Annotated in this window: 20 protein-coding genes; 12 read left to right on the top strand and 8 right to left on the bottom strand. The window is 72.0% G+C overall.

The genetic code is table 11. The features are described 5' to 3' along the window. Positions 1-949 (bottom strand): alpha/beta hydrolase (locus MYF83_RS06100; protein ID WP_248959178.1); only part of this gene is annotated, 949 nt, incomplete at its 3' end. Between the two features lie 497 nt (positions 950-1446). On the opposite strand from MYF83_RS06100, the gene MYF83_RS06095 reads away from it, so the two are divergent. From MYF83_RS06095 to MYF83_RS06085, 3 genes are read left to right on the top strand one after another with little or no spacing between them, the layout of a single operon-like run. Further along, complete coding sequence (locus MYF83_RS06095) at positions 1447-2118, top strand: ABC transporter permease (RefSeq protein ID WP_308201405.1); 672 nt, start codon at positions 1447-1449, stop codon at positions 2116-2118. A 16-nt stretch (positions 2119-2134) separates the two neighbouring features. Next, positions 2135-2923, top strand: coding sequence for an ABC transporter permease (locus MYF83_RS06090; protein ID WP_248959177.1), 789 nt, complete (start codon positions 2135-2137; stop codon positions 2921-2923). A gap of 2 nt (positions 2924-2925) precedes the next feature. Beyond that, complete coding sequence (locus MYF83_RS06085) at positions 2926-3702, top strand: ABC transporter ATP-binding protein (protein WP_248959176.1); 777 nt, start codon at positions 2926-2928, stop codon at positions 3700-3702. 11 nt (positions 3703-3713) lie between these two features. On the opposite strand, the gene MYF83_RS06080 is transcribed toward MYF83_RS06085, so the two are convergent. The 4 genes from MYF83_RS06080 to MYF83_RS06065 all read right to left on the bottom strand — a co-directional run bounded on the left by MYF83_RS06080 (position 3714) and on the right by MYF83_RS06065 (position 7710). Continuing rightward, the gene (locus MYF83_RS06080) at positions 3714-4220 is read right to left on the bottom strand and encodes a hypothetical protein (protein ID WP_248959175.1); all 507 of its coding nucleotides are present in this window, start codon (positions 4218-4220) and stop codon (positions 3714-3716) included. Positions 4221-4530: 310 nt separating this feature from the next. After that, the gene (locus MYF83_RS06075; RefSeq protein ID WP_248959174.1) at positions 4531-5592 is read right to left on the bottom strand and encodes a DUF2705 family protein; all 1062 of its coding nucleotides are present in this window, start codon (positions 5590-5592) and stop codon (positions 4531-4533) included. Continuing rightward, positions 5579-6580: an ABC transporter ATP-binding protein gene (locus MYF83_RS06070; protein ID WP_248959173.1), complete on the bottom strand. Its 1002-nt coding sequence runs from the start codon at positions 6578-6580 to the stop codon at positions 5579-5581. The genes MYF83_RS06075 and MYF83_RS06070 overlap by 14 nt, the downstream gene beginning before the upstream one ends. A 2-nt stretch (positions 6581-6582) precedes the next feature. Then, entirely contained in the window at positions 6583-7710 is a 1128-nt protein-coding gene (locus MYF83_RS06065; RefSeq protein ID WP_248959172.1) for a LolA family protein, read from the bottom strand. A gap of 265 nt (positions 7711-7975) precedes the next feature. Between MYF83_RS06065 and MYF83_RS06060 the strand changes: the two genes are divergently transcribed. The 4 genes from MYF83_RS06060 (at position 7976) to MYF83_RS06045 (ending at position 11819) form a co-directional block, all read left to right on the top strand. Further along, entirely contained in the window at positions 7976-8650 is a 675-nt protein-coding gene (locus MYF83_RS06060; RefSeq protein ID WP_248959171.1) for a response regulator transcription factor, read from the top strand. Next, the gene (locus tag MYF83_RS06055) at positions 8640-10130 is read left to right on the top strand and encodes a sensor histidine kinase (protein ID WP_248959170.1); all 1491 of its coding nucleotides are present in this window, start codon (positions 8640-8642) and stop codon (positions 10128-10130) included. The genes MYF83_RS06060 and MYF83_RS06055 overlap by 11 nt, the downstream gene beginning before the upstream one ends. A 71-nt stretch (positions 10131-10201) precedes the next feature. Further along, the gene (locus tag MYF83_RS06050) at positions 10202-10339 is read left to right on the top strand and encodes a hypothetical protein (protein WP_248959169.1); all 138 of its coding nucleotides are present in this window, start codon (positions 10202-10204) and stop codon (positions 10337-10339) included. A gap of 25 nt (positions 10340-10364) precedes the next feature. Continuing rightward, positions 10365-11819, top strand: coding sequence for a pyridoxal phosphate-dependent decarboxylase family protein (locus MYF83_RS06045; RefSeq protein WP_372500094.1), 1455 nt, complete (start codon positions 10365-10367; stop codon positions 11817-11819). Here the strand turns inward: MYF83_RS06045 and folP are convergent. Next, complete coding sequence (folP, locus tag MYF83_RS06040) at positions 11810-12649, bottom strand: dihydropteroate synthase (protein ID WP_248959167.1); 840 nt, start codon at positions 12647-12649, stop codon at positions 11810-11812. The genes MYF83_RS06045 and folP overlap by 10 nt on opposite strands. Before the next feature lie 85 nt (positions 12650-12734). Continuing rightward, positions 12735-13604, bottom strand: a complete 870-nt coding sequence (locus MYF83_RS06035; RefSeq protein ID WP_248959166.1) for a LysR family transcriptional regulator — start codon at positions 13602-13604, stop codon at positions 12735-12737. 728 nt (positions 13605-14332) lie between these two features. On the opposite strand from MYF83_RS06035, the gene MYF83_RS06030 reads away from it, so the two are divergent. Further along, positions 14333-15358 (top strand): neutral zinc metallopeptidase, encoded by a 1026-nt coding sequence (locus MYF83_RS06030; RefSeq protein ID WP_248959165.1) that lies wholly within the window; start codon positions 14333-14335, stop codon positions 15356-15358. A 291-nt stretch (positions 15359-15649) separates the two neighbouring features. Further along, positions 15650-17224, top strand: a complete 1575-nt coding sequence (locus tag MYF83_RS43620) for an LCP family protein (protein ID WP_248959164.1) — start codon at positions 15650-15652, stop codon at positions 17222-17224. 88 nt (positions 17225-17312) lie between these two features. Here the strand turns inward: MYF83_RS43620 and MYF83_RS06020 are convergent, their stop codons facing one another. Further along, positions 17313-19274: a spermine/spermidine synthase domain-containing protein gene (locus MYF83_RS06020; protein WP_248959163.1), complete on the bottom strand. Its 1962-nt coding sequence runs from the start codon at positions 19272-19274 to the stop codon at positions 17313-17315. 291 nt (positions 19275-19565) lie between these two features. Between MYF83_RS06020 and MYF83_RS06015 the strand changes: the two genes are divergently transcribed. From MYF83_RS06015 to MYF83_RS06005, 3 genes are all read left to right on the top strand, one after another. After that, positions 19566-20930 (top strand): S8 family peptidase, encoded by a 1365-nt coding sequence (locus MYF83_RS06015; protein WP_248959162.1) that lies wholly within the window; start codon positions 19566-19568, stop codon positions 20928-20930. Positions 20931-20977: 47 nt separating this feature from the next. After that, positions 20978-21211 carry a hypothetical protein gene (locus MYF83_RS06010; RefSeq protein WP_248959187.1) on the top strand — a complete coding sequence of 78 codons (234 nt, stop codon included), beginning with the start codon at positions 20978-20980 and terminating at the stop codon, positions 21209-21211. 102 nt (positions 21212-21313) lie between these two features. Further along, positions 21314-22174 (top strand): ion transporter, encoded by an 861-nt coding sequence (locus MYF83_RS06005; RefSeq protein ID WP_248959161.1) that lies wholly within the window; start codon positions 21314-21316, stop codon positions 22172-22174. The last annotated feature ends 28 nt before the right edge of the window (positions 22175-22202 follow it).

Raw genomic sequence — 22202 nt, 5'->3', positions numbered from 1 at the left:
CGGCCGCCGCGGCGGCGACGGAGGCGAGGAAGCGTTCGATGTGGCGGAAGACCAACCGGGATTCCGGCACGATGTCGGCCAGGATCGGGAACGCGTGCGGCATGCGGTGCCACTCCTCGTATCTCACCTTCACCCCGGCGCGGCGAGCCTGGAGCGCGACGCGGCGGCCCTCGTCGCGCAGCACCTCGGTGGAGCCGGTGACGATCATCATCGGCGGCAGGCCGGTGTAGTCGCCGTACACGGGCGAGACCAGCGGATCGCGGCAGTCGAGCCCGGCGGTCCACCGGCGGGCGAGCCAGTCGACCCCGCTCGTGGCCAGGAGCGGGTCGGCCCATCGGTTGACCCGGCGCCGCATGTCGGACAGGTCTGCCCACGGCGAGAGGCAGATCGCCGCCGAGGGCAACGGCAGGCCGCGGTCGCGCAGCGCGAGCATCATGGCCAGGGCGAGGTGACCACCGGCGGAGTCGCCGGCGACCAGGATGTCCTGCGGGGCGTACCCGTGGTCTACCAGCCCCTGGTAGGCGTCCAGGGCGTCGGCCAGCGACTCGCTCAGCGAGTGGATCGGTCCCTGACGGTAGTTCAGGGCGTACACCGGGCGCCGCGCGGCCGCCGACAGGCGCCAGGTGATCGGCCGGTGCGTCGCCGGGGAGCAGAAGAAGTAGGCCCCGCCGTGAAAGTAGAGCACCACCTTGCTCTCATCCAGATCGTCCCCGGCACGTACCCATTCGGAGCCGCCCGAGGCCTTGTCGATGCGGACGTGGGAGGGGATCGGCAGCGGGAGTCGCTCTCCGAGGGAGGCGACGCGCATGACGGCGGCCATGCCGAGGGGGTGGCGGAGCAGGAGCGCCGACAAGGGCTTGGTCGTGCCCCGCATGAGGCCGTTGAACACGCTGGCACGCCAGCTGATCGGATACACGGGATGGATGTCCGCGTCGATCTCCCACCCCATGGTGACCCTCCACAAGCCATACCAACCGAACACCGTTCTATGCTCAGGCGTATACCCTGGTTTACACGCCGTTTACACCAGATGTCGAGAGGCAAACAGAACATTTGACCTGATAGGGGTCCATAAGGGACTCAGCTGAGGTTGCGCCGCATCTCCTCGAGGAAGCGGACAAACTGCAGACGTCTAGTATCCCGGGAGTACGACGCCTACGGCCTGACCGCGGTCTCGCCGAGGCCGGCGTGCGCTGACACGCGCCGCCGCGCCCGGTCCATCGCACCCGGCGGTGACCCCGGGACGCGCCCGGCCGGGCACCGGAATGCCACGGGCCGGGCGGGTGCGGCTGGTTAGAATACCTATCCCGCCGTCCCTGGAGGTGCGCGACCTTCCCGCTCTATCTGACGATCTTCAGGTACGGCTTCCGCCGTCACGCCGCCTACCGTGCCGCGGCCCTCGCCGGGGCGTTCACCAACACGATCTTCGGCATCCTCCGCGCGTACGTGCTGATCGCCCTGTGGCACACCCGCCCGGGCCTGGCCGGATACGACGTCATCGACGCTGTCACCTTCTGCTTCCTCACCCAGGCGTTCATCGGGCCCATGGAGGTCTTCGGCGGCGGGCTGCAGCTCGCCCAGCGCGTGCGCACCGGCGACGTCGCCCTCGACCTCGTCCGGCCGGCCTCACTCCAGCTCTGGACACTGGCCGACGACCTCGGCCGCGCCGCGTTCCTGTTCTTCGCCAGGAGCGTCCCGCCCACGCTGGTCGGCGCCGCGCTCTTCGGGATCCGCGTCCCCGGGGACCCCGCCACCTGGGCAGCGTTCCTGGTCTCCATGGCCCTCGGCGTCGTGGTCAGCTTCGGCCTTCGCTACCTGGTCGCGCTGTCGAGCTGCTGGATCGTGGACGACCGGGGCGTCCAGTCGCTGTCGCTGGTCATGACGACCTTCTTCAGCGGCATGATCCTTCCCCTGGTGCTGTTCCCCGGCTGGCTCGGCACGCTGGCCCAGGCACTGCCCTGGGCCGCGATGGTGCAGGTGCCGGCCGACGTCTACCTCGGCAAGCGCGACGTCCTCGGCGCGCTCGCCTTCCAGGCGGCGTGGGTGGCGGCGGTGCTCGGGCTCGGCGCTCTGGCCACGCGGTCCGCCCGCCGCAAAGTCGTCATCCAGGGCGGTTGAGTTGGGCGTTTTCCAAATGGCGAGAACCTACGTGCTGCTGGCGGTCACCTGGACCCGCGCCGCCGCCCAGTATCCGCTGTCCATGGCGCTGCTCACCGTCGGCTCGTTCATCGTCACCGGCCTGGACATGGCGGCGATCGCGGTGATCTTCGCCCACACCACGTCCCTCGGCGGCTTCACCCTGCCCGAGGTGATGTTCCTGTACGGCACCTCCGGGATGTCCTTCGCGCTCGCCGACATGCTCTTCGGCAACGTGGACAAGCTGAGCCAGCACGTGCGGGCGGGGACGTTCGACTCGATGCTCATCCGGCCGGTGAGCCCGTTCATCCAGATGGCGGTGGACCGCTTCACCTTCCAGCGCCTCGGCCGCACCGCCCAGGCGGCGACCGTGCTCGCGATCGCCCTCGCCCACCTCCACGTGCCCTGGCAGCGCGCCTGGATGATCCCGCTCATGGTGCTGTGCGGCATCGTCCTGTTCACCGCGATCTGGACCCTCGGCGGCGCGATCCAATTCCTGCTGACCGACGCGCCCGACGTGGCCAACGCCTTCACCTACGGCGGCGGCCAGCTCACGCAGTACCCGCTCACCGTGTACGGGAGCGACCTGGTGCGGACGGTGACCTTCATCGTGCCGCTGGCCTTCGTCAACTGGCAGCCGGGGCTCTTCATCCTGGGCCGCCCCGATCCGTTCGGCCTGCCGTACTGGCTGCGCTTCCTCGCGCCGGTCGCCGCGCTCGCGCTGGCCTGCGTGGCCGGGCTCGCCTGGCGGGCCGGGCTCCGCCGCTACCGTTCCACCGGGAGTTGACCATGATCGAGCTCGACGGGGTCGGCCGTTCCTTCACCCTGCGCCGCAAGAAAGGGTGGCTGCGCGGGGAGACCCGGGTGGTGCACGCCGTGCGCGACCTGTCCTTCCAGGTGGCCGCCGGGGAGTTCGTCGGCTACCTCGGGCCGAACGGCGCGGGGAAGTCCACCACCATCAAGATGCTGACCGGCATCCTCGCGCCGACGAGCGGGCACATCGAGGTGGCCGGCCTGGACCCCTCCCGCCGCCGTACGGCGCTCGCGCGGCGCATCGGCGTGGTGTTCGGGCAGCGGACGACGCTGTGGTGGGACCTGCCGCTGAAGGACAGCTTTCACCTGATCCGGCTCCTTTACAAAGTAGATCGCGAGGAGCATCGGAAGCGGCTGGCGGAGCTGTGCGAGGTGCTGGAGCTCGGCGCCTTCCTCGACAAGCCCGTCCGCCAGCTCAGCCTCGGGCAGCGCGTACGGGGCGACATCGCCGCGGCGCTGCTGCACGACCCGCTCGTGCTGGTGCTCGACGAGCCGACCATCGGGCTCGACGTGGTGAGCAAGGCGGCCGTGCGGGACTTCCTCCGCACGCTCAACGCCGAGCGCGGGACCACCGTGCTGCTCACGACGCACGATCTGGGCGACATCGAGCGGCTCTGCCGGCGGGTGATGCTGATCGACCACGGCAGCCTGGCCTTCGACGGGACCGTGGAGGACCTCAAGGCCACCGCCCCCGACGAGACCTCCATCGAGGACGTCGTCACCCGCCTCTACACGCGGCAGGCCCGCCTCTGACCGCCGCCCGGTCAGTAGTAGCCGCCGCCACCCACGGGCTGGGCGGTCTCCTCCTCGTAATCCTCGCCCAGATCCCTGCGGCGGCCGGCCCAGCGGGACGGCATGAGCACGGGGATGAACAGCGCGATCCCCAGCATGGCGAAGACGCCCTTCGCCAGCAGGTCCTGCATGCCCTTGCCCGCCTGGACGATCATCGGGTGCATGGACGGGTCGGTCGGCGCCAGCGAGAGCGCGCGGTTCACGTCGAGCGTGTAGATCACGGTCCACGCCAGCAGCACCATCGAGGGGACGAACGTCGCGAGCGGCGACACCCTGCCCGCCACGACCAGGCCGAGGATGAGACCGGCCGCGAGCATGGCGCCGAGGCCGACGAGCGCCTTGGTGTCCCGCGCCGGATCGATCGTGGCGGCGACGCCGCTCACCACCCCTCGGGCCGCGTCCTGAGAGGCCCAGCCGGTGCCGGCCAGGAGAACCGCCGTCACGACGACGCCAAGCAGCAGTCCCAGGAAGTGCCGCATGGTCACCACCTCGCCCCTCAGAGAACCAGCGAACGCGGGCAACAGTAGCGACAAACTTCTCCAAGCGGCAGACACTACGCCCAGACGGTAGAAGAGCGCCGATCGTGGAACGTTCTGCGGAGACAGGCTGTCGCCAGGCGTGACACCATGTGAACGTCATGCGTGCCCACCTCCCCCTGCGCCTGGCTCGGCCGGCCGCCTTCACGCTCCGCCACCCCGGTCTGGGGAATGAGCCCTCCCCCGGCGGAGGGCTAGGGGAGGACCGGGGTGGCGGAGAAGTGGTCAGCGGGGAGGTGAGGGGCGGCTGGGTTCAGCTGGTGATGTCGCGGCTGGAGAAGCGGGCCCAGGCGAGGGAGCCGCAGATCACCGTGTAGGCCGCGAAGACCAGCAACCCCTGGGTCATCACGTCGGTGGCCACCGGATCGCGCAGCGCGCCGTCGAAGGAGGACCACCAGGAGGTCAGCAGGTACGGCCGGACCGGCTCGAGCTGCGGGATCACACTTAGGACGTGGGAGAACACCACGCCCACGACGGTCGCCGCGACCGCGCCGATCGGAACCTCGGTCAGCGTCGAGACGGCCAGGCCGACGGCCCCCAGCGCCGCCATCCCCGCGGCGGCGTACCCCGTGACGATCAGGATGCGCAGCAGCCCGTCGGCGATGGAGATCGTCGAGCCGGACAGCAGCGTGACCGGGCCCACCGGGAACAGCGCGAAGCCGGTGATCAGCGCGGCGGCCGCCACGACGGAGCAGGCGACCAGCGCGAAGACGGACACGTTGGCGAACTTGACGGCCAGCAGGCGGGTGCGCCCGGCGGGGGCGGTGAGCAGGTAGCGCAGGGTGCCGCCACCGGCCTCGCCCGCGATCGCGTCCCCCGCGACCACCGCCACGGCGAGCGGCAGCAGCAGCTCGACCAGCAGCGTCATGGCCGCGAACGTCAGCATCAGCCCGTTGCCCGCCACCTGGGTGATGAGCGAAGGCGCGTCGTTGTCCCCGCCGACCACCCGCAGCACGACGCCGAGCAGCACCGGCACGCAGGCGAGCACGATCAGCATCGCGATGTTGCGGGGCTTGCGGAAGGTCAGCCCCAGCTCCGAGGCGAGCAGCCGCACCGCCGCCCGGGGGGCGGAGGGCCTCACCGGCACACCGGTGGCCGAAACCAGCCGCTCTCCGGCGGCCGAACCCAGCTGTTCTCCGGCGGCGAGGGCCGGCCGCGTACCCGTCCCGGACCCGGTGGACGGCCCGTGGAAGCCCGCGCCGGTGCCCCCGTCCGGGTCAGTCGCGCCGGCGCCCCCGGCCGGGTTCGTCGCGCCGGGGGGCGCGGTGGAGTCCTTCACGTCGCCCGCAGGCGTGGCGCTGCTAAGCGTTGACATCGAAACCCTCTCCTGTCAGGCCGACGAAGACCTCTTCGAGGCTGGGGCGCACGACGGCGAAGCCGCGTACGGCCACGCCGTCGGCGACGAGGTCGGCGCAGATCCCCTCGGGGGTGTGGTCGCCCAGCTCGGCCGTGACCTCCTCCATGGCGGTGCGGACGTCGGTGAGCCCGAGGCGGCCGAGCAGGGACGCCGCCTGGGCGGTGTGCGGGGTCTCCACGCGGACCCGGGGCGCGTGGCCGGCCCGCAGCTCGGCGATCGGCCCCTGCGCGACCAGCCTTCCGGTGCGCATCACCCCGACGTGGGTGCACATCTGCTCCACCTCTCCCAGCAGGTGGGAGGAGACGAAGACGGTGGTGCCGTCGGCGGCGACGTCCTTGATGAGCGACCGCACCTCCCGGGTGCCCTGCGGGTCGAGCCCGTTGGTCGGCTCGTCGAGGACGAGCAGCTCACGCGGGCCGAGGAGCGCGGCGGCGATGGCCAGGCGCTGGCGCATGCCGAGGGAGTAGGCACGGTATCTCTTGCCCGCCGCGGCGGCCAGCCCCACCCGGTCGAGGGCGGCGCCGACGCGAGCCGTCACCGTGCGGGGGTCGGAGGTGGGGTCGGCGGCGTCGTACCGGCGCAGGTTCGCCTCGCCCGACAGGTACGGGTAGAAGGCCGGGCCCTCGACGAGCGCTCCGACCCTCGGCAGCGCGTCGGCGAGCCCGGCGGGCATCGGCCGGCCGAGCACCTCGCATCCGCCGCTGGTGGGCTGGGTGAGGCCGAGCAGCATGCGGATCGTCGTCGTCTTGCCCGACCCGTTGGGGCCGAGGAAGCCGAACACCGACCCGCGCGGCACGGCCAGGTGGAGGTCGTCGACGGCGACCTGCCCGCCGCGGAAGCGCTTGGTGAGCCCGCGCGCGATGATCGAGCAGTCGCTGGAAGGGGCCGTCTCCGGGGCCACCCGAGGGGGCGCCGCCTCGTGCGCCCCCTCCCCCATCGTCACCATGGTCACTTCTGTCCGGCCGCCTCTGCCAGCGCCTCGGGGGTGACCGCGCCCACGAGCAGCCGGCCGTCGTCGGTGAACAGCGCCGAGACCAGCTTGGTCTGGAGGACCTTGCCGCTGCCCCAGGGGCCGGAGACCTGCTTGGCGGACTTCAGCAGCGAGTCGGCCACCTTGGCCGGGTCGCCCTCGCCGCCCCATTTGCCGCCGCGCTCACCCGTGGCGGGCTTGGCGAGGTCGGCGAGCGAGAACGGCACCTCCGCGATGGTGCCCCAGCCGCTGCCGAAGGTGCGCAGCTTGGACCGCGCCGCGTCGGCGGCCTGCGGGGTCTCCGCGCCCTGGTCACCGGAACTCCCGTCCCCGGCGCCGAGCGTCTTCTCCTCGACCTTGGCCCCGGCGGGCGGGGTGAAGGCGAAGTTCTCCGGAGCGGGCGTTGAGAACGTCACCTGCGTGAAGCCCACCTCGAACGCCGGCTCGGCCGTGCCCTTGGCGTAGATCTGGACGCGCAGCGGGATGTAGTTCTCCCCGTCGAGCGCGAGCCTGACCTCCTTGACCAGGGACGTGGACGCCTTGGGGGTGAGGACGAGCTGGTAGGCGGCGCGGCCCGCGATGTGCTGGCCGTTCTCGACCCTGATCGACGTGTTGCCGTCCGCCGCCTTGAGCACCTCGGCGGCCACGTCGCTCGGGGTCTTGGCGGTGGGCAGCACCGACGGGGTGGCGTGGGCGCCCGCCTTGCCCTCGGGCAGCTTGTAGCGGGTGGCGGTGTTGGCGTCGCTCTGCCACACCCACGCCTCGCCCTTGCCGGTGGAGATGAGGTCGGTCTCGCTCATCGGGCCGGGCAGCGCGAGCCGCAGCCGGTCGTCGCCCCCGTACCAGACCTTCAGCGTGTGGGACCCCGACAGCAGGGACATCGGCGAGCTGCTGGACCCTCCGGGGATCGGCAGCGAGGGCAGGCCGAGGGACGCGGTCTCCACGACGGTGCCCGACATGGCGGGCGGCTGACTCTGGCGCGCGGTCTTGGCGACCTCCGCGAGCAGTTGCTCGGCGGTGCGGTCGGGCAGGGTGGGGTCACCCTGTACGGCGGCGATCACCGGTCCGGTGCCGACCGCGGCACCCACCACGGCGATGGCGGCCACCGGGACTCCCCACCTCACGGCGCGTGATCTTCTCGACTGGGACGGCATGTCACTCCTCAACGGTATGTCGTGCGATCCGATACCGGCAGACTGCCGCCCGGCCCCTGTGCCGAAGCTGAGACGAGCTGAGAGGGTTCTCAGCGGGCCTCCCTCTAGCAGGTGTCCTCGCAGCTCGCGGAGGCGTTGGCCCGGCCCCGGCCTCTCAGCGGGGTCTCAGCCGGGAAGGGCCAAGATGGGGGGACACATCGTTTGAAGGGGTTGACGTATGCGCGTGCTCGTCGTGGAGGACGAGAGGCGGATGGCCGCCGCGCTTCGGCGCGGCCTGCAGGCCGAGGGCTTCGCGGTCGACCTGGCCCATGACGGGGAGGAGGGCCTGCATCTGGCGCGCGAGGGCGACTACGACGTGGTCGTGCTCGACATCATGCTGCCCAGGCTCTCCGGCTACAACGTGTGCAAGCGGCTGCGCGCCGAGGAGAACTGGGTGCCGATCCTGATGCTGTCGGCCAAGGACGGCGAGTACGACCTGGCCGACGGCCTCGATCTGGGCGCCGACGACTACCTGACCAAGCCGTTCTCCTACGTGGTGCTGGTGGCCCGCCTGCGCGCCCTGATGCGGCGCGGCGCCCGGCGCCGCCCGGCGGTGCTGCGGTCGGGCGATCTCACCCTCGACCCGGCGGGGCGCGCGGTCGCGCGCGGCGGCACGCCGATCGACCTGACGCCGCGCGAGTTCGGGCTGCTGGAGTACCTGCTGCGCCGGCCCGGCGAGGTCGTGTCGAAGTCGGAGATCCTCGAGCATGTCTGGGACACCTACGACACCGACCCCAACGTGGTCGAGGTCTACGTCGGCTATCTGCGCAGGAAGATCGACGTCCCGTTCGGGCGCAACGCCCTGCAGACCGTGCGCGGGGCGGGCTACCGGCTGATGGGCGATGGCGGCTGACCCGCCCGGCGCCGCCCGCCCGCAGCACCAGGGGACGACCGGCGCGGGCCGCACGGACGAGCGCGAGACCATCGGCGCGGGCCACATGGGCGAGCGGGAGACCATCGGCGCGGCGGCGAGGGCGCCGGTGGCGTGGTGGCGGCGCAGGAGCCTGCGCTTCCGGCTGACCGCCTCCGCCTCGGCCGCCCTGGCCGTGGCGCTCGGAGCCGCGGCCTGGCTGCTGGTCGGCGTGCTCGGCCAGGCGCTCGTCGACTCCACCGACAAGATCGCCTACCAGCGGGCCAGGGACGTGGTCGCGCTCGCCGACGACGGCCGGCTGTACGATCCCGTCGCCGTCTCCGACGGCACCATCATCCAGGTGCTCGACGCGCGCGGGCGCATCACCCACGTGACCTTGGGCACCGACCGGCTGGTGCCGCTGGTGAGCGCCCGCGAGCGGGGCTCGGCCCCCAGCGACGGCCGGGGACGTTTCGTGGACGGCGACCCGTACGGGATCCCGGGCCCGCTGCGCGTGGTGATCCTGCGCGCCGACCACGGCAGGACGGTGATCGCCGCGCGGTCCTTCAAGGACGTCGCCGACAGCCTCACCACGACCGTTCACATGCTGGTCGTCGGCACGCCGATGCTGCTCGTGCTCCTCGGCGCCGCGAGCTGGGTGATCATCGGCCGGACGCTGCGGCCGATCACGGCGCTGCGCCGCGGGGCGGCCGAGATCAGCGGCACCGCCCGGGCCCACCGGCTTCCCGTGCCCGAGGCGCGCGACGAGGTGCAGGAGCTGGCGACCACGCTGAACGACATGCTCGCCCGGCTGGAGGCGGCCGAGGCCTCGCAGCGCGCCCTCGTCTCCGACGCGGCCCACGAGCTGCGCAGCCCGCTCGCCAGCATCCGCCTCCAGCTGGAGGTCGCGCTCGGCCACCCGGAGGGGCAGGAGTGGCGCGAGACCGCCGAGGACGTCCTGGAGGACACCCTGCGCCTGAGCAGGCTGGCCGAGGGGATGCTGACCCTGGCACGCCTGGACGAGCACCGCCGCCCGGTCCGGTGGCTGCCCGTGGACCTCGCAGAGCTGATCGGCGCGACGGCGGACCGCTACGACCAGGCCGTGGTGAAGGTCACCGGGGTCGAGCCGGCGGTCGTCGACGGTGACGCCCTGGATCTCGGGCGGGTGCTGGTCAACCTGCTGGACAACGCCGTACGGCACGCCGGCTCGCGGGTCGGCGTCGAGCTGCGGGCGGCGCGGGGGGAGGCGGTGGTCACGGTGACCGACGACGGCCCGGGCATCCCCGAGGCCGACAGGGAGCGGGTGTTCAACCGGTTCACCCGGCTCGACAGCGCCCGCAGCCGCGACGACGGCGGGGCCGGGCTGGGCCTGGCCATCGTCCGCGAGACCGTGCGGGCGCACGGCGGCTCGGTCCATCTGGAGGACGCCGATCCGGGCGTGCGGGCGGTCGTCCGGCTGCCCCTGAGCCGTTCCGTTCCATGACGCGCAACGATCGAGGCGGGCTACCTGGACCCGGAGGTGGACTGGAGCTCGGTATATGGACGATCATCTGGATGGTCCAGGGCATCACCACCGCCGGAACGGTGATGGGCCACATTCCCGGGCCTCCCGACACCGCCCTTCGCGAGCGCTTCGAAAGGCATCTCCATCTGGTGGTCGATCGCATGTTCCGCCTGCCCGGAACCTCGTGATAGCGTCCCTCGCCGATCACGCGCGATGCCGCACCATCTGGCGAGGGAGAACCACGTGCTTCCCGAGAACGGCCGATCCGCCGAGGAGCTCCTCGCGGAGATCTCCGTACTGAAGCGGCACGACCTGCAGGTCCGCGGCGGCAAGGTCACCGCCTACGTCTACGACACCGGCCGGCCCGAGGTGCACGACGCGGCGGCCCGCGCCTACTTCGAGATGCTGGAGGTCAACACCCTCGACCCCACGGCGTTCCCGAGCGCCGTCGCGATGGAGCGGCAGGTCGTCGGGGCGGTGGCGGAGCTGCTCGGCGGCGGGCCGGGCACCCCGGGCATCTTCACCAGCGGAGGCACCGAGTCGATCATGCTGGCGGTGAAGGCCGCCAGGGACGCCCGCCCCGTCGCCGGACGACCGCGCATCGTGGTGCCGGTCACCGCCCATCCGGCGTTCCACAAGGCGGCCCACTACCTCGGCGTCGAGGTCGCGCCCGTCCCTGTCGACCCGGTGACCTTCCGCGCCCTCCCCGCGGCCGTGGCCGGGGCGATCACGCCCGACACCGTGCTGGTGGTGGCCTCGGCGCCGTCCTACCCGCAGGGCGTCGTCGACCCCGTCACCGAGATCGCGGCGCTCGCCGCCGCGCGCGGGGTGCTGTGCCATGTGGACGCCTGCGTCGGCGGCTGGCTGCTGCCCTGGCTGGCCCGGGCGGGGGCGCCGGTGCCGCCGTTCGACCTGTCGGTGCCGGGCGTGACGTCGATCTCCTGCGATCTGCACAAGTTCGGCTACGCTCCGAAGGGCGCCTCGGTCGTGCTGTTCTCCGACCCCGCGCTGCGCCGCGCCGCGTACTTCGCCTCGGCCGCCTGGCCCGGCTACACGGTGATCAACGCCACCGTGCAGAGCTCGAAGTCGGCCGGCCCGCTCGGCGGCGCGTGGGCGACCCTCAACGCGCTGGGCGGCGAGGGCTACCTCGATCTCGCCCGCGACACGCTCACCGCCACGCGCAGGCTCATCGACGGCATCGGCGCGATCCCCGGGCTGCGGGTGCTCGGCGAGCCCGAGTCGTCGCTGGTGGCGTTCGCCGGTGACGACGTCGACGTGTTCGTGCTGTCGGACGAGGCGCGCAAGCTCGGCTGGTTCCTGCAGCCCCAGCTGTCCTACGCGGGAATCCCCGCCAACCTGCACGTCACGGTCACCGGGGTCACGCTCGCGGGCGTCGAGGCGATGCTCGAGGTGATCGCCGCCTCGGCGGCGGCCGCCAGGCTCAGGGGCCCGGCGCGGGTGCCCGAGGGGCTGGCCGAGCTACTGGCCACCCTCGACCTGGACGCGCTGGACGACGCGACGTTCACCGAGCTGGCCGCCTCGGTCGGCGTGGACCTCGGCGGGGAGGGCCAGCCGGAGATGGCCGTGGTCAACGCGGTGCTGGACGCCCTGCCCGCGAAGACCCGCGAGGCGATATTGATCAGGTTCCTGTCCGTCATCTACGGCTGACGGCGCAGGCGCTCCACGGTGGCGAGGGCGGCCCGGGCCGAGGCGGCGTCGTGCACGCGGAACACCCGCGCCCCCTGCCAGGCGGAGACGGCCAGCGTGGCGATCGTGCCCGCGTGGCGCTCCTCGACGGGAAGCCCGCCGAGCGCCTCCCCCACGAAGTCCTTGTTGGAGACGGCGACGAGCACCGGCCAGCCCGTGCCGACCAGCTCGGTGAGCCTGCGGCTGATCTCCAGGGAGTGCCAGGTGTTCTTGCCGAAGTCGTGGGCCGGGTCGATGAGGATGGCGTCCTCGCGCACGCCGGCCCGCACGGCGCGCTCGGCGAGGGCGACGGTGTGGGAGACGACGTCGGCCACCACGTCGTCGTAGGCGATGCGGTGGGGGCGGGTCCTCGGGGTGACGCCGCCGGCGTGGGCGCACACCAGCCCGATGCCGTACTTGGCGGCGACCTCGGCGAGGCCCGGATCGGGGCCGCCCCAGGTGTCGTTGAGCAGGTCGGCCCCGGACTGGGCGACCACCTCGCCGACCTCGGCGCGCCAGGTGTCCACGCTGATCACCAGGTCGGGATGGGCGCGGCGCACGGCCGCGACCAGGTCGGCGACCCTGCGGATCTCCTCGGCGGCGTCCACGTCGTCGCCCGGGCCCGCCTTCACCCCGCCGATGTCGACGATGTCGGCGCCCGCCTGGACCGCCGCGTCGACGGCGGCGAGGGCCGCGTCGAACCCGAAAGTCCTGCCCCGGTCGTAGAAGGAGTCGGGGGTGCGGTTCACGACGGCCATGACGGCGAATTCGCCCGGCCGGAACTCACGGTCGCGCAGGCGCAGAGTAGGCATCGCCGCAAGCGTACGCCAGGTCGCCACCGAGCGCGCTCGCGCCACGGGCAGGCGTCCCGGCCGCTCGGGAACGCTCCAAAACGGCTCAGATCGCTGACGCGCTCTCCGCGATGGTCAGGAAATCCTGCGCCATTCCCGGAAGGCGCCGGCGAGCGTGCACCAGCGCGATGATGCGCCGCAACGGCGGGTCGAGGGAGCGCACCACGAGCCCGGCCCGGACGGCCTGCTCGGCCATGCCGCGGTAGCCCAGCAGGGACGCCGAGGCGGAGCGGACGGTGGCGGGCCAGCCACCGCGCTCGTCGGTCTCGGCGGCCACGACCGGCCGTACGCCGTGGGCGGCGAACAGCTGCTCGAACTCCCTGCGCCGCCCGCTGCCCGGCGGCGGGAGGACGATCCTCATGCCGTTCAGGCGGCTCATCGCGACCGAGCCGGGCAGGTCCAGGCCGGGCGGGGAGATCAGCACGATCTCCTGCCGTTCCAGCGGGTGGCTCACCAGGTCGGCCGGCACGGGCAGGTCGGTGAGCCCGAGGTCGGCGCGCTGCTCCCTGACGGCGTTCACGACGCCGTCACGCCCGTCGCACCGGACGATCTGGACCCGTACCCGCGGATGCTCCGAGACGTAGCTCGGAAGCAGCCGCCCGGCCAGCGCGGGTTCCAGGGTCGGGGGCGTGGCGATGCGCAGCTCGCTCGTCCCCGAATGCGTGTGGGTGGCCAGCGCCTCGATCTCGTGCACGGCGTCGAGCGCCTCCTTCGCGAGCTTCACGACGCGGCGGCCCTGTGCCGTCACGACGACCCCTCGCCCGGAGCGCGCGAAAAGCGTCATGCCCAGTTCACGTTCCAAGTCGCGAATCGCGCGGGAAAGCGCGGGTTGCGCGATGTAAAGCGATCGGGCCGCGTCGGTCATGGTGCGGTGCTCCGCAGTGGCGACCACATAACGCAGCTGCTGCAGATTCATGGAATCGAAGCTAGGGCAGAGGGGTGCGGCGATTCCGGAACATCGCAGAGATCACCTTGGATGATTTCAGAATGTAACCAGATACCGCTACATGCGTGACTATTGGGAAATGAGTAGAGTTCTGTCCAAAATGGTCCAGAATGTGGATCTTGTGACAGGGGAGAACGCTCGGCCTAATGCGGCCGGGAAAGGGGGCGCGCGAAATGGCGGGTAACGGACAGCACCCACTTCCACCACCATCCGGCGGACGCCATCCCTATCCGCCGCCCCAGGACCCGGCATGGACCGGACGTCCCGGCGGGCCGGCGGCCCCTCCTTCCGGCCCGCCGCAGCCGCCACGCGACCCGCGGCAGCCACCGCCCGGGTACCCGCCGCAGGGCCGGCCGCCCCAGGGACAGCCGGGACCCGCCCAGCCGCCCCCGCCCCAGTCGCCCTACCGGCAGCCGTACCCGCCGCAGGGGCCGGGAGGGCCGCAGCCCCCGCAGGGGCCGCCGCACCAGGCTCCCCCGCCGGGAGGGGGGCGGCCCTACCCGCCGGGGACCGCGCCGTACCCGCCGGGCGGCGGGCAGCCGTATCCCCCCGGAGGCGGCCAGGCTCCGTACCCGCCCCCGGGCGGCCCTGGGCCGTACCCGCGCGGCGGCCAGGCGCCCTACCCGGCGCAGCTTCCCGCCCCGGGCTGGGCCCCTCCCCCTGGCCCGCCCGGCGGCCCGTACGGGCCGCGCGGCCCGATGCCGCCGCACTGGCGCCCGCCGCGGCGCAAGTCCAGCGCGGGGGGCGTCATCGGCGGCCTATTCGGCGTGATCGCCGCCGTGTTCGTGCTGCTGGTGATCGGCTCCGCGCTGTTCAAGAGCACCCGTCACCCCGACCCGACCTCTCCGGTGGCGATCCCGACCTTCGTGGCGCCGACCTTCAAGCCGTACACCCCGAAGCCGTTCCCGACGTCCTCCTCCAAGGCGACGCCCACCCGCGACACCTCCGACTCCACGTCGGAGACGAGCACCGCCAAGAGCCTGCCCAAGCTGAACACCAGCCTGACCGGGAACACGGTCTACCGGGTGGGCACCCTGCCGCGGACCAACTGCCGCGCCGCCCCGACCAATGTCTTCAACAACGCCCAGCTGAGGTCACTGATCCTGAAGACGGGGCAGTGCATGAACCGGACGTGGTCCGCCGCGCTGGGCCGCGTCGGCATCGCCTTCGCCCCGCCCCACTACGCCATCACCGCACGAGGGGGACGGGGCGCGTGCGGCGACTTCCCGCAGCGGGGAAGCATCGTCCCCTACTACTGCCCGCGCAACTCGACGATCTACGCCTCGACCTCGGCGATGGCACAGGGCAGGGGCAACCAGCGGGGGTACGGGTCGCTCTCCAGCTGGCACGGCGCGTTCACCGGCATGATGGCCCACGAGTACGGTCACCACGTGCAGCAGCTGTCCGGGCTGGCCAACTCCTGGTGGACCAAGACGCTGTCCTCGCGGACGCAGAGCGGCAGGCTCGCGCTGAGCCGCAGGTACGAGCTGCAGGCGAACTGCTTCAGCGGCATGTGGATGAGGTCTGTGGCGGCCGGCTACCCGATCCCGGCGACCCGCCGCAACAACCTGTACTACTTCTTCTCCAACGTCGGCGACTGGCCGGGGTACCCCCGCGACCACGGCAGCCCGCCGAACAGCGGCCGCTGGTTCAGGCAGGGCTACGAGCGGACCAAGGCCTTCCAGTGCAACACCTGGCTCGCCTCCGCCTCCTCGACCTCGTAGCGGACGACCGGCCGCCTGGGCACCCCCACCCGGGCGGCCGGTCTCCGGCGCCGTCCGGGCAGGCCGGGGCGTCCCGGAGGCTTGACATCGGGCCCCGGCGCGTTGACATCGCCTGTCAGGCCGCGAGAGCTCTTCACCTTCGCGTTACGGTCCGATACCCCAATATTGGCTTTGCGTCAGTGATGTCCAGGTATGGGGGTTAGAATCCTGGAAATCCGTGAACCGGCGGGGGGCCACTGATGGGTTTCTCCTGGTTGACGGCAGGATTCCGACCGTCATGAGGGAGCACTTGTGACCACGCCTCAGGGCCGAACAGCGGGGGAGGCGGCCGGAGACGGCCCCGGGGAACCCGCCCCGAGGCGGAACACCGCCACTCCCCGCTTCGCCAAGGCTCCCACCACCGCCTCGATCATCGGATGGACCGGCCTGTCCGCGATCGTCCCCGGCGCGGCCCACCTGCGGGCCGGCCGCCGGCGGACCGGGTTCATCCTGCTCGGGGCCTTCGGCCTGCTGCTCGTCGCCGGCGTCGTCTTCGCGGTCGTCCTCGGCACGAACGTCGGCCTCGCCGTCAAGGACAGCACGCTGCTGGGGATCGTCATCGCCGCGGCGCTCGGCGCGCTGGCGTGGTTCGCGCTCATCATCACCTCCTACATCGCCCTCGGCCCCGACCGGCTCCCGCAGACCGGCCAGATCATCTCGGGCATCGTGGTCGGCGTCCTGTGCGTGAGCGTCATGGCGCCCTTCGCCCTGACGGCGAGCAGCATGATGACCGTGCGCGAGACCGCGGACGCGATCTTCCAGCAGCAGCCGGGCACGACCGTGGCGCCGGTCAAGCAGGAGGACCCGTGGAACGGCCGCCGCCGGGTGAACTTCCTGCTCATCGGCGGGGACGCCGCCGGCAACAGGACCGGCGTGCGGACCGACAGCATGACCGTGGCCAGCGTCGATGTCAGAACCGGCAACGCGGTGATGTTCAGCCTGCCGCGCAACCTGCAGTTCGTCCGCTTCCCCAAGGGCGACCCGCTCGCCGCGCGGTTCCCCAACGGGTTCACCGGCGACTCCGGGCAGGGCCTGCTGAACGAGGTGTGGCAGTACGCCGAGGACCACCTCGGCAAGGGCAAGGGCCCCCAGGAGCTCAAGAGCGCCATCGGCCACACGCTCGGCATCAAGGTCGACTACTACGCGATCGTCGACATGTTCGGCTTCGCCGCCCTCATCGACGCCATCGGCGGCCTGGAGGTCCGCGTCGAGCAGGACACGCCGTGGGGCGGCCATTTCGGCACGGCCGGCACGATCAAGGCGGGCACCCACCTGCTCGACGGCGAGCACGTGCTCTGGTACGGCCGCTCCCGCGTCGGCAGCGACGACTTCTCCCGCATGGGCCGGCAGCGCTGCATCATGGGCGCTCTTCTCAACCAGGCCACGCCCAGCGTCGTGCTCGCGAACTTCAGCAAGATCGCCACGGCCACCCGGCACATGTTCCGCACCGACATCCCGCGCGACCTGCTGGAGCACCTGGTGCCGCTCGCCCTGAAGGTCAAGGACGGCAAGACCACGAGCCTGCAGTTCGTGCCGCCCACCATCTGGCCCGGCGCCGCCGACTGGCTGAAGATCCGCCGCCTCACCACCCAGGCGATCAAGGAGTCCGAGCGCGCCGGGACCAAGACCCTGGCCGCGGGCGTGACCGCGAGCCCCGGCGCGAGCTCCTCGCCGTCGGGATCGACCCCCACCCCGAGCGGCGGCGGCTCCGCGGCGACCCCCGCCCCCTCCCGCACCCCGACGGCCTCCACCCCGGTGAAGACCCCGACCCCCAACCAGCAGAGCAAGGCCGCCGCCAAGACCCTCCAGGAGGCCTGCGGCTTCTGACCGGTCCCGCACCGGTCCCCCGCCTGCCCTGTACCGGGCCGGCCCGCGGCTGCACGCCCGGGCCGGCCTTCGGTGTATCCGGGGCGGGTTAGAGGGCTCTGGCCGTGCGCGGAAGCAGGGCGAAGGCTCCCAGGTACAGCAGGCCGGCGACGACCAGGAGACCCTCGTAGCCGATGATGAGCGAGAGGTACTCAAGGCAGCCGCCGAGGATGGCGCCGAGGAGGTTGGCGCCGAAGGCCACGGTGGCGTCGGCGGTGTCGGCGAAGCGCTTGGCGAACACCACGTTGGCGGCGAAGATCGGCAGGAACGCGACGACCACCGCGCACACCGCCCGCAGCGGCAGCGGCAGGCCGAGCAGCCAGGAGTTGGGCACCAGCGCGGCGAGCACCAGCCCGCCGAGCAGGATGGCGTACATGACCGGCAACGGCGGCGTGCGGAAGCGCCGGGTCACCTCCACCGCGGCCAGCACCGCCACGAGCACTCCGGCGAACACGATGGCGTTGACGACCCAGGTGGTGCCGAACAGCAGCGCGAACCCGGTGACGTTCTTGGTCTCCAGCAACAGGAACGAGACGCCGAGCAGGAACAGGTCGGCGTAGGGCCGCATCCGGCGGAACGGCCCGGCGACCGCGCGGACCGCGACGATGCTGACCAGGAGGATCAATCCGAGCGCGATGAGGTAGATGGACGGGATGTCGCGCCCGTGGAGGTACAGGAAGGGACGGTCGTCCACGGCCGGAGGCGGCGTGTCGGCCTTCGCGCCGGTCCACTCGCCCTCGCAGCGCTGGTCGGCCACGGTGATCCCGGCGGTGATCACCGCCTGCCGTCCCGCGCCGACCTCGTCGACGCAGGGCTTGTGCCCGAAGGCGGCCTGCGCCGTGGAGGCGAGCCGGTCGACCAGCCACTCCTCCCGGTAGTAGTTGTACATCGAGAAGGCGCCGCCCGGCTTGAGGTGGTCGTGCGCGGCGCGCATGGCCTGCTGGGTGAACAGGTAGCTCTCCAGGCGGAGCGAGCTGGCTCCAGAGACCAGGGTGAGCGAGTCGGGCAGGGCGAACAGGATGAGGTCGTACTTCTTGCCGGTGCCTTCGAGGTAGGCGCGGCCGTCGGTGATGTGGGTCGTGACGCGCGGGTCGTCATAGGGCCGGTCGGGATGGTAGAGGCCGCCGAGCTCCCTGAGCTTGGGGTCGATCTCCACCGCGTCCACGTGCTTCGCGCCCTTGGACAGGGCGATGGCCACGTCGGTGCCGCTGCCCGCGCCGACGATGAGCACGTCGTCGAGGCCGGCCGCCGCCGCACGCTCGTAGGGCAGGGCGTACTGGCGCTCCCACTGCAGCCGGTTGACGGCCGGGATCGCCTGCTGGTGGGGGATGCCGTTGACCGCGATGTCCATGATCGGCACGTCGCCGAGGTAGTGGCGCTGGTAGGTGACCTTGTAGTACGGAGACCACAGCGCGCCCGCGGTGAGCGTCTCCACCCCGAGGGCGGCGACGATGACCAGCGAGGGCACGGTGACGAGCCCGAGGTAGCGCAGCAGGGAGCGCGGCTGGAGCAGCACGCCGTACGCGCACGCCGCGATCAGGCCCCACGCGACCGGCGGCGCGCTCGCGAACGACAGCAGCGAGAACATCGCGATGCCGGTGAGGCTGCCGATGAGGTCGAAGCGGTAGGCGTCCAGCCGCGGCAGCTCGGGGAAGCATCTGCCGACCATCTCGGCGGGCCCCATGAGCACCAGCGCCGCGGCGGCGAACACCACCGGGAGGATGGCCCAGGCGGGCGGCCCGCTGGTGGACAGGCTGGTGAAGTACAGGACGCCCTCGGTCTCGCGGTTCACGGTCACCGGGAAGAAGAAGACGACCAGGACCAGCAGCGCGAGGACGACCGGTGAGTAGTACGGCTGCCTGCCGCTGCGCCCGACGCGCAGGAAGCCCAGGCCGATGCCGAGGAACGAGCCAAGCAGCACGAAGTTCGTGAAGTAGCTGAGGTGGACGATGTTGGACCCGGTCCAGCGGATCAGCGCCAGCTCCAGGAACAACATGAAGGCGCTGGCCACCACCAACCTCGGGCGCACAGGTATCCAGTGCTCTCCTGTGGTGCCTGGCTCGGGACGGGACGGGGTTTCGACCTCGGCGATCACGGGTCTCAACGTAGTCACCCGCCGCGTTTCGCGAAAGCCTCACGCGCGACCGCGATGATCGTCGTCCACGCCGAAAATTTCTCCGGCGATTCGCAGGCGTTTACCGGATATGCCAGGCGGCGCGGCATTTCTGCTGGTGGACGCGGTCCTCACCCATGCAGGAACGTGGTGAGGTCCCCGTCTTAGCGATCTCAGGGTGGTGTCCTCATGCGGGTCCTGATCCAGCTCCGTCCCTCTCCCGACATCGTCGCCGCCGTGGCGGCGCCCGACCTCACCGCCACCACCGCGGACGTCACCGACGGCCTTCCCGGGGTCGCGCTCGACCACTCCTACACCCCCGTCGCCCTGCCGAGGGCCCGGCCGGCCACCGCCGGCGGCGATCCGCTGTCGCTCAACCAGCCGCTGCTGTTCTCCATGGCGCCGGAGGAGGCCTCGGTCCTGGTGCGCGGCGAGATCTCCGACGACGAGAGCTCCGCGCGCCTGGCGTTGCTGCCGGGCCGCGCCCGCGACGTGATCGGCGTCTACGCCGACCCGGTGATCGAGACCAGCCTCACCTGCGCGGGCACCCCTTCCGTCGGCACCTGGCAGGACGTCGCCCGCCTGATGCGGGTGACCGAGCTGCAGGCCGAGGGCTACGACGGCACGGGCGTGGCGCTCGCGGTCTGCGACACCGGCGTCAACGCCGCCCACGTGACCCGTCAGTTCGGCAGGGACGTGACCGTCGACCACGACCGGAGCTGGAACCCATCCGGCGTCTCCGGCCAGGCCGGAGGGTTCGCCGTCGACCACGGCACGATGTGCGCCTTCGACACGCTCATCGCCGCTCCGCGCGCCACGCTGATCGACGTGCCGGTCCTGCTCTCGCGGCGGCAGGGCGGCACGGCCATGGACGGCCTGCTCTCCGACGCGGTGGCCGCGTTCGCCCACCTGCGCTCGGTCCTCGACGCGCAGCCCGCCGCCACCCGGGCCCTGGTCGTCAGCAACAGCTGGGGGTCGTTCTCCCCGCTCTGGGACCTGCCTCCCGGGCAGCCGGGCAACTACTCCGACAACGCGGCCCACCCGTTCAACATCATCGTGGGCAGCCTGGAGCAGGCGGGCGCCGACATCCTGTTCGCGGCGGGCAACTGCGGTCTCGAGTGCAAGGACCGCCGGTGCGGCTTTCCCGGCCGTCCCATCGTCGGCGCCAACTCCCACCCGCAGGTCCTGTCGGTCGGCGGCGTCGACACGAGCGGCGAGCGGGTGGGCTACTCCTCGCAGGGGCCGGGGCGGCTGAGCGACCACAAGCCCGACATCTGCGCCTACACGCACTTCTCCGGTTCCAAGGCGTTCGGCGATGACACGCCCGACTCGGGCACCTCGGCCGCCTGCCCGGTGGCCGCCGGGCTCGTGGCCGCGATCCGCACCCGCTGGCCCGCCTCCCAGATCTCCCCGAGCCAGCTGCGCACCCTGCTGCACCGCACCGCCGAGGACCGCAGCGACGTGGGGTTCGACTACGACTACGGGTACGGCATCGCCGACACCGCGTCGCTGCTGTCGGCGCTGAAGCGGCGGACGGCGCGTCAGCGGCTGTGAGGGGGCCCTCGTGTACGGGCCCGGCGGGGACGCGTAGCGTGGGGGCCATGGTCCTGGTCACCGTGCAGCTCGCCCCCTCGGAGGCGACCCTCGAACAGGCCATGCGGCAGCTGGGTCTCACCGAGGACGAGGTCGACACCGACTACGGGCTGGTGCCTCTCATGCCCGAGCAGGGCCTGTACGCGGTGCGCGTCGAGGAGGAGGCCGGCCGCCGGGTCAGCCCGCCGGCGGGCGGCCCGTTCACCGACCCCCCCATCGAGCCCTACGGCCCGCCGCACTGAGCAAACCCCCGCGGCCGTCGAGGCGGTCAGATGGGGGCGGAGCCGGACAGACCTCTAGGATCTTGCGCATCCCGGTCTCCGACTCCTGGAGTGCTCGCCCCCATGCGTGATCGTGTCCGTCAGGCCCTCGAATCGACGTGGTTCCAGCGCGCGATCATCGCCGTCATCGTGGTGAACGCGGCGACCCTGGGCATCGAGACCTCCCCCTCGGCGACCGCGTCGTACGGCACCGTGCTGCACGTGGTGGACCACGCCGCCCTGTACGTGTTCGTCGCCGAGCTGCTGGCCAAGATGTACGTGTACCGGGCGCGGTTCCTGCTCGACCCGTGGAACGTCTTCGACACGGTGATCGTCGCCGTGTCGTTCATGCCGACCGCGGGCGGGCTGTCGGTGCTGCGGGCGCTGCGCATCCTGCGGGCGCTGCGGCTGATCTCGGTGGTGCCGAGCCTGCGCCGGGTGGTCGCGGCCCTGCTCACCGCGGTCCCCGGCATGACCTCGATCGCCGTGCTGCTGGCCCTGGTGCTCTACGTGGCGTCGGTGATGGGCACCAAGCTGTACGGCGCGACGACCCCCGAGTACTTCGGCGACCTGCCGACGTCGCTGTTCACGCTGTTCCAGACGATGACCGGCGACGGCTGGTCGGAGATCAACAGGGAGGTCATGGAGCGGCACCCGTCGGCGTGGGTGTTCTTCGTGATCTTCGTGCTCATCTGCACGTTCGTCGTGCTGAACCTCTTCATCGCCGTGGTCGTGAGCGCGATGGAGGAGGAGCACCAGCGCGAGCGCCAGCCCGGCGACGGGATGGCCGCAGAGCTGGCCGCGCTCCGCGCCGAGATCGCGGCCCTGCGCGAGGTCCTGCCGTCCCCCGAGGTCCCGCCGTCCCGCGAGGCGCCGTCCCGCGAGGCGCCGCCGTCCGGCGGGGCCCTGCCGCCGTCCCGCGCGGACGCCTCCTCCTTGCGCTGACTCCTGCCGCCTCGCGCCGGCCCTGGCT

Origin of the sequence: Sphaerisporangium perillae (assembly GCF_023276435.1) — a bacterium.
In the GTDB taxonomy this organism is placed as follows: Bacteria; Actinomycetota; Actinomycetes; order Streptosporangiales; family Streptosporangiaceae; genus Sphaerisporangium; species Sphaerisporangium perillae.
This window is presented reverse-complemented; position numbering and strand designations above follow the sequence as displayed.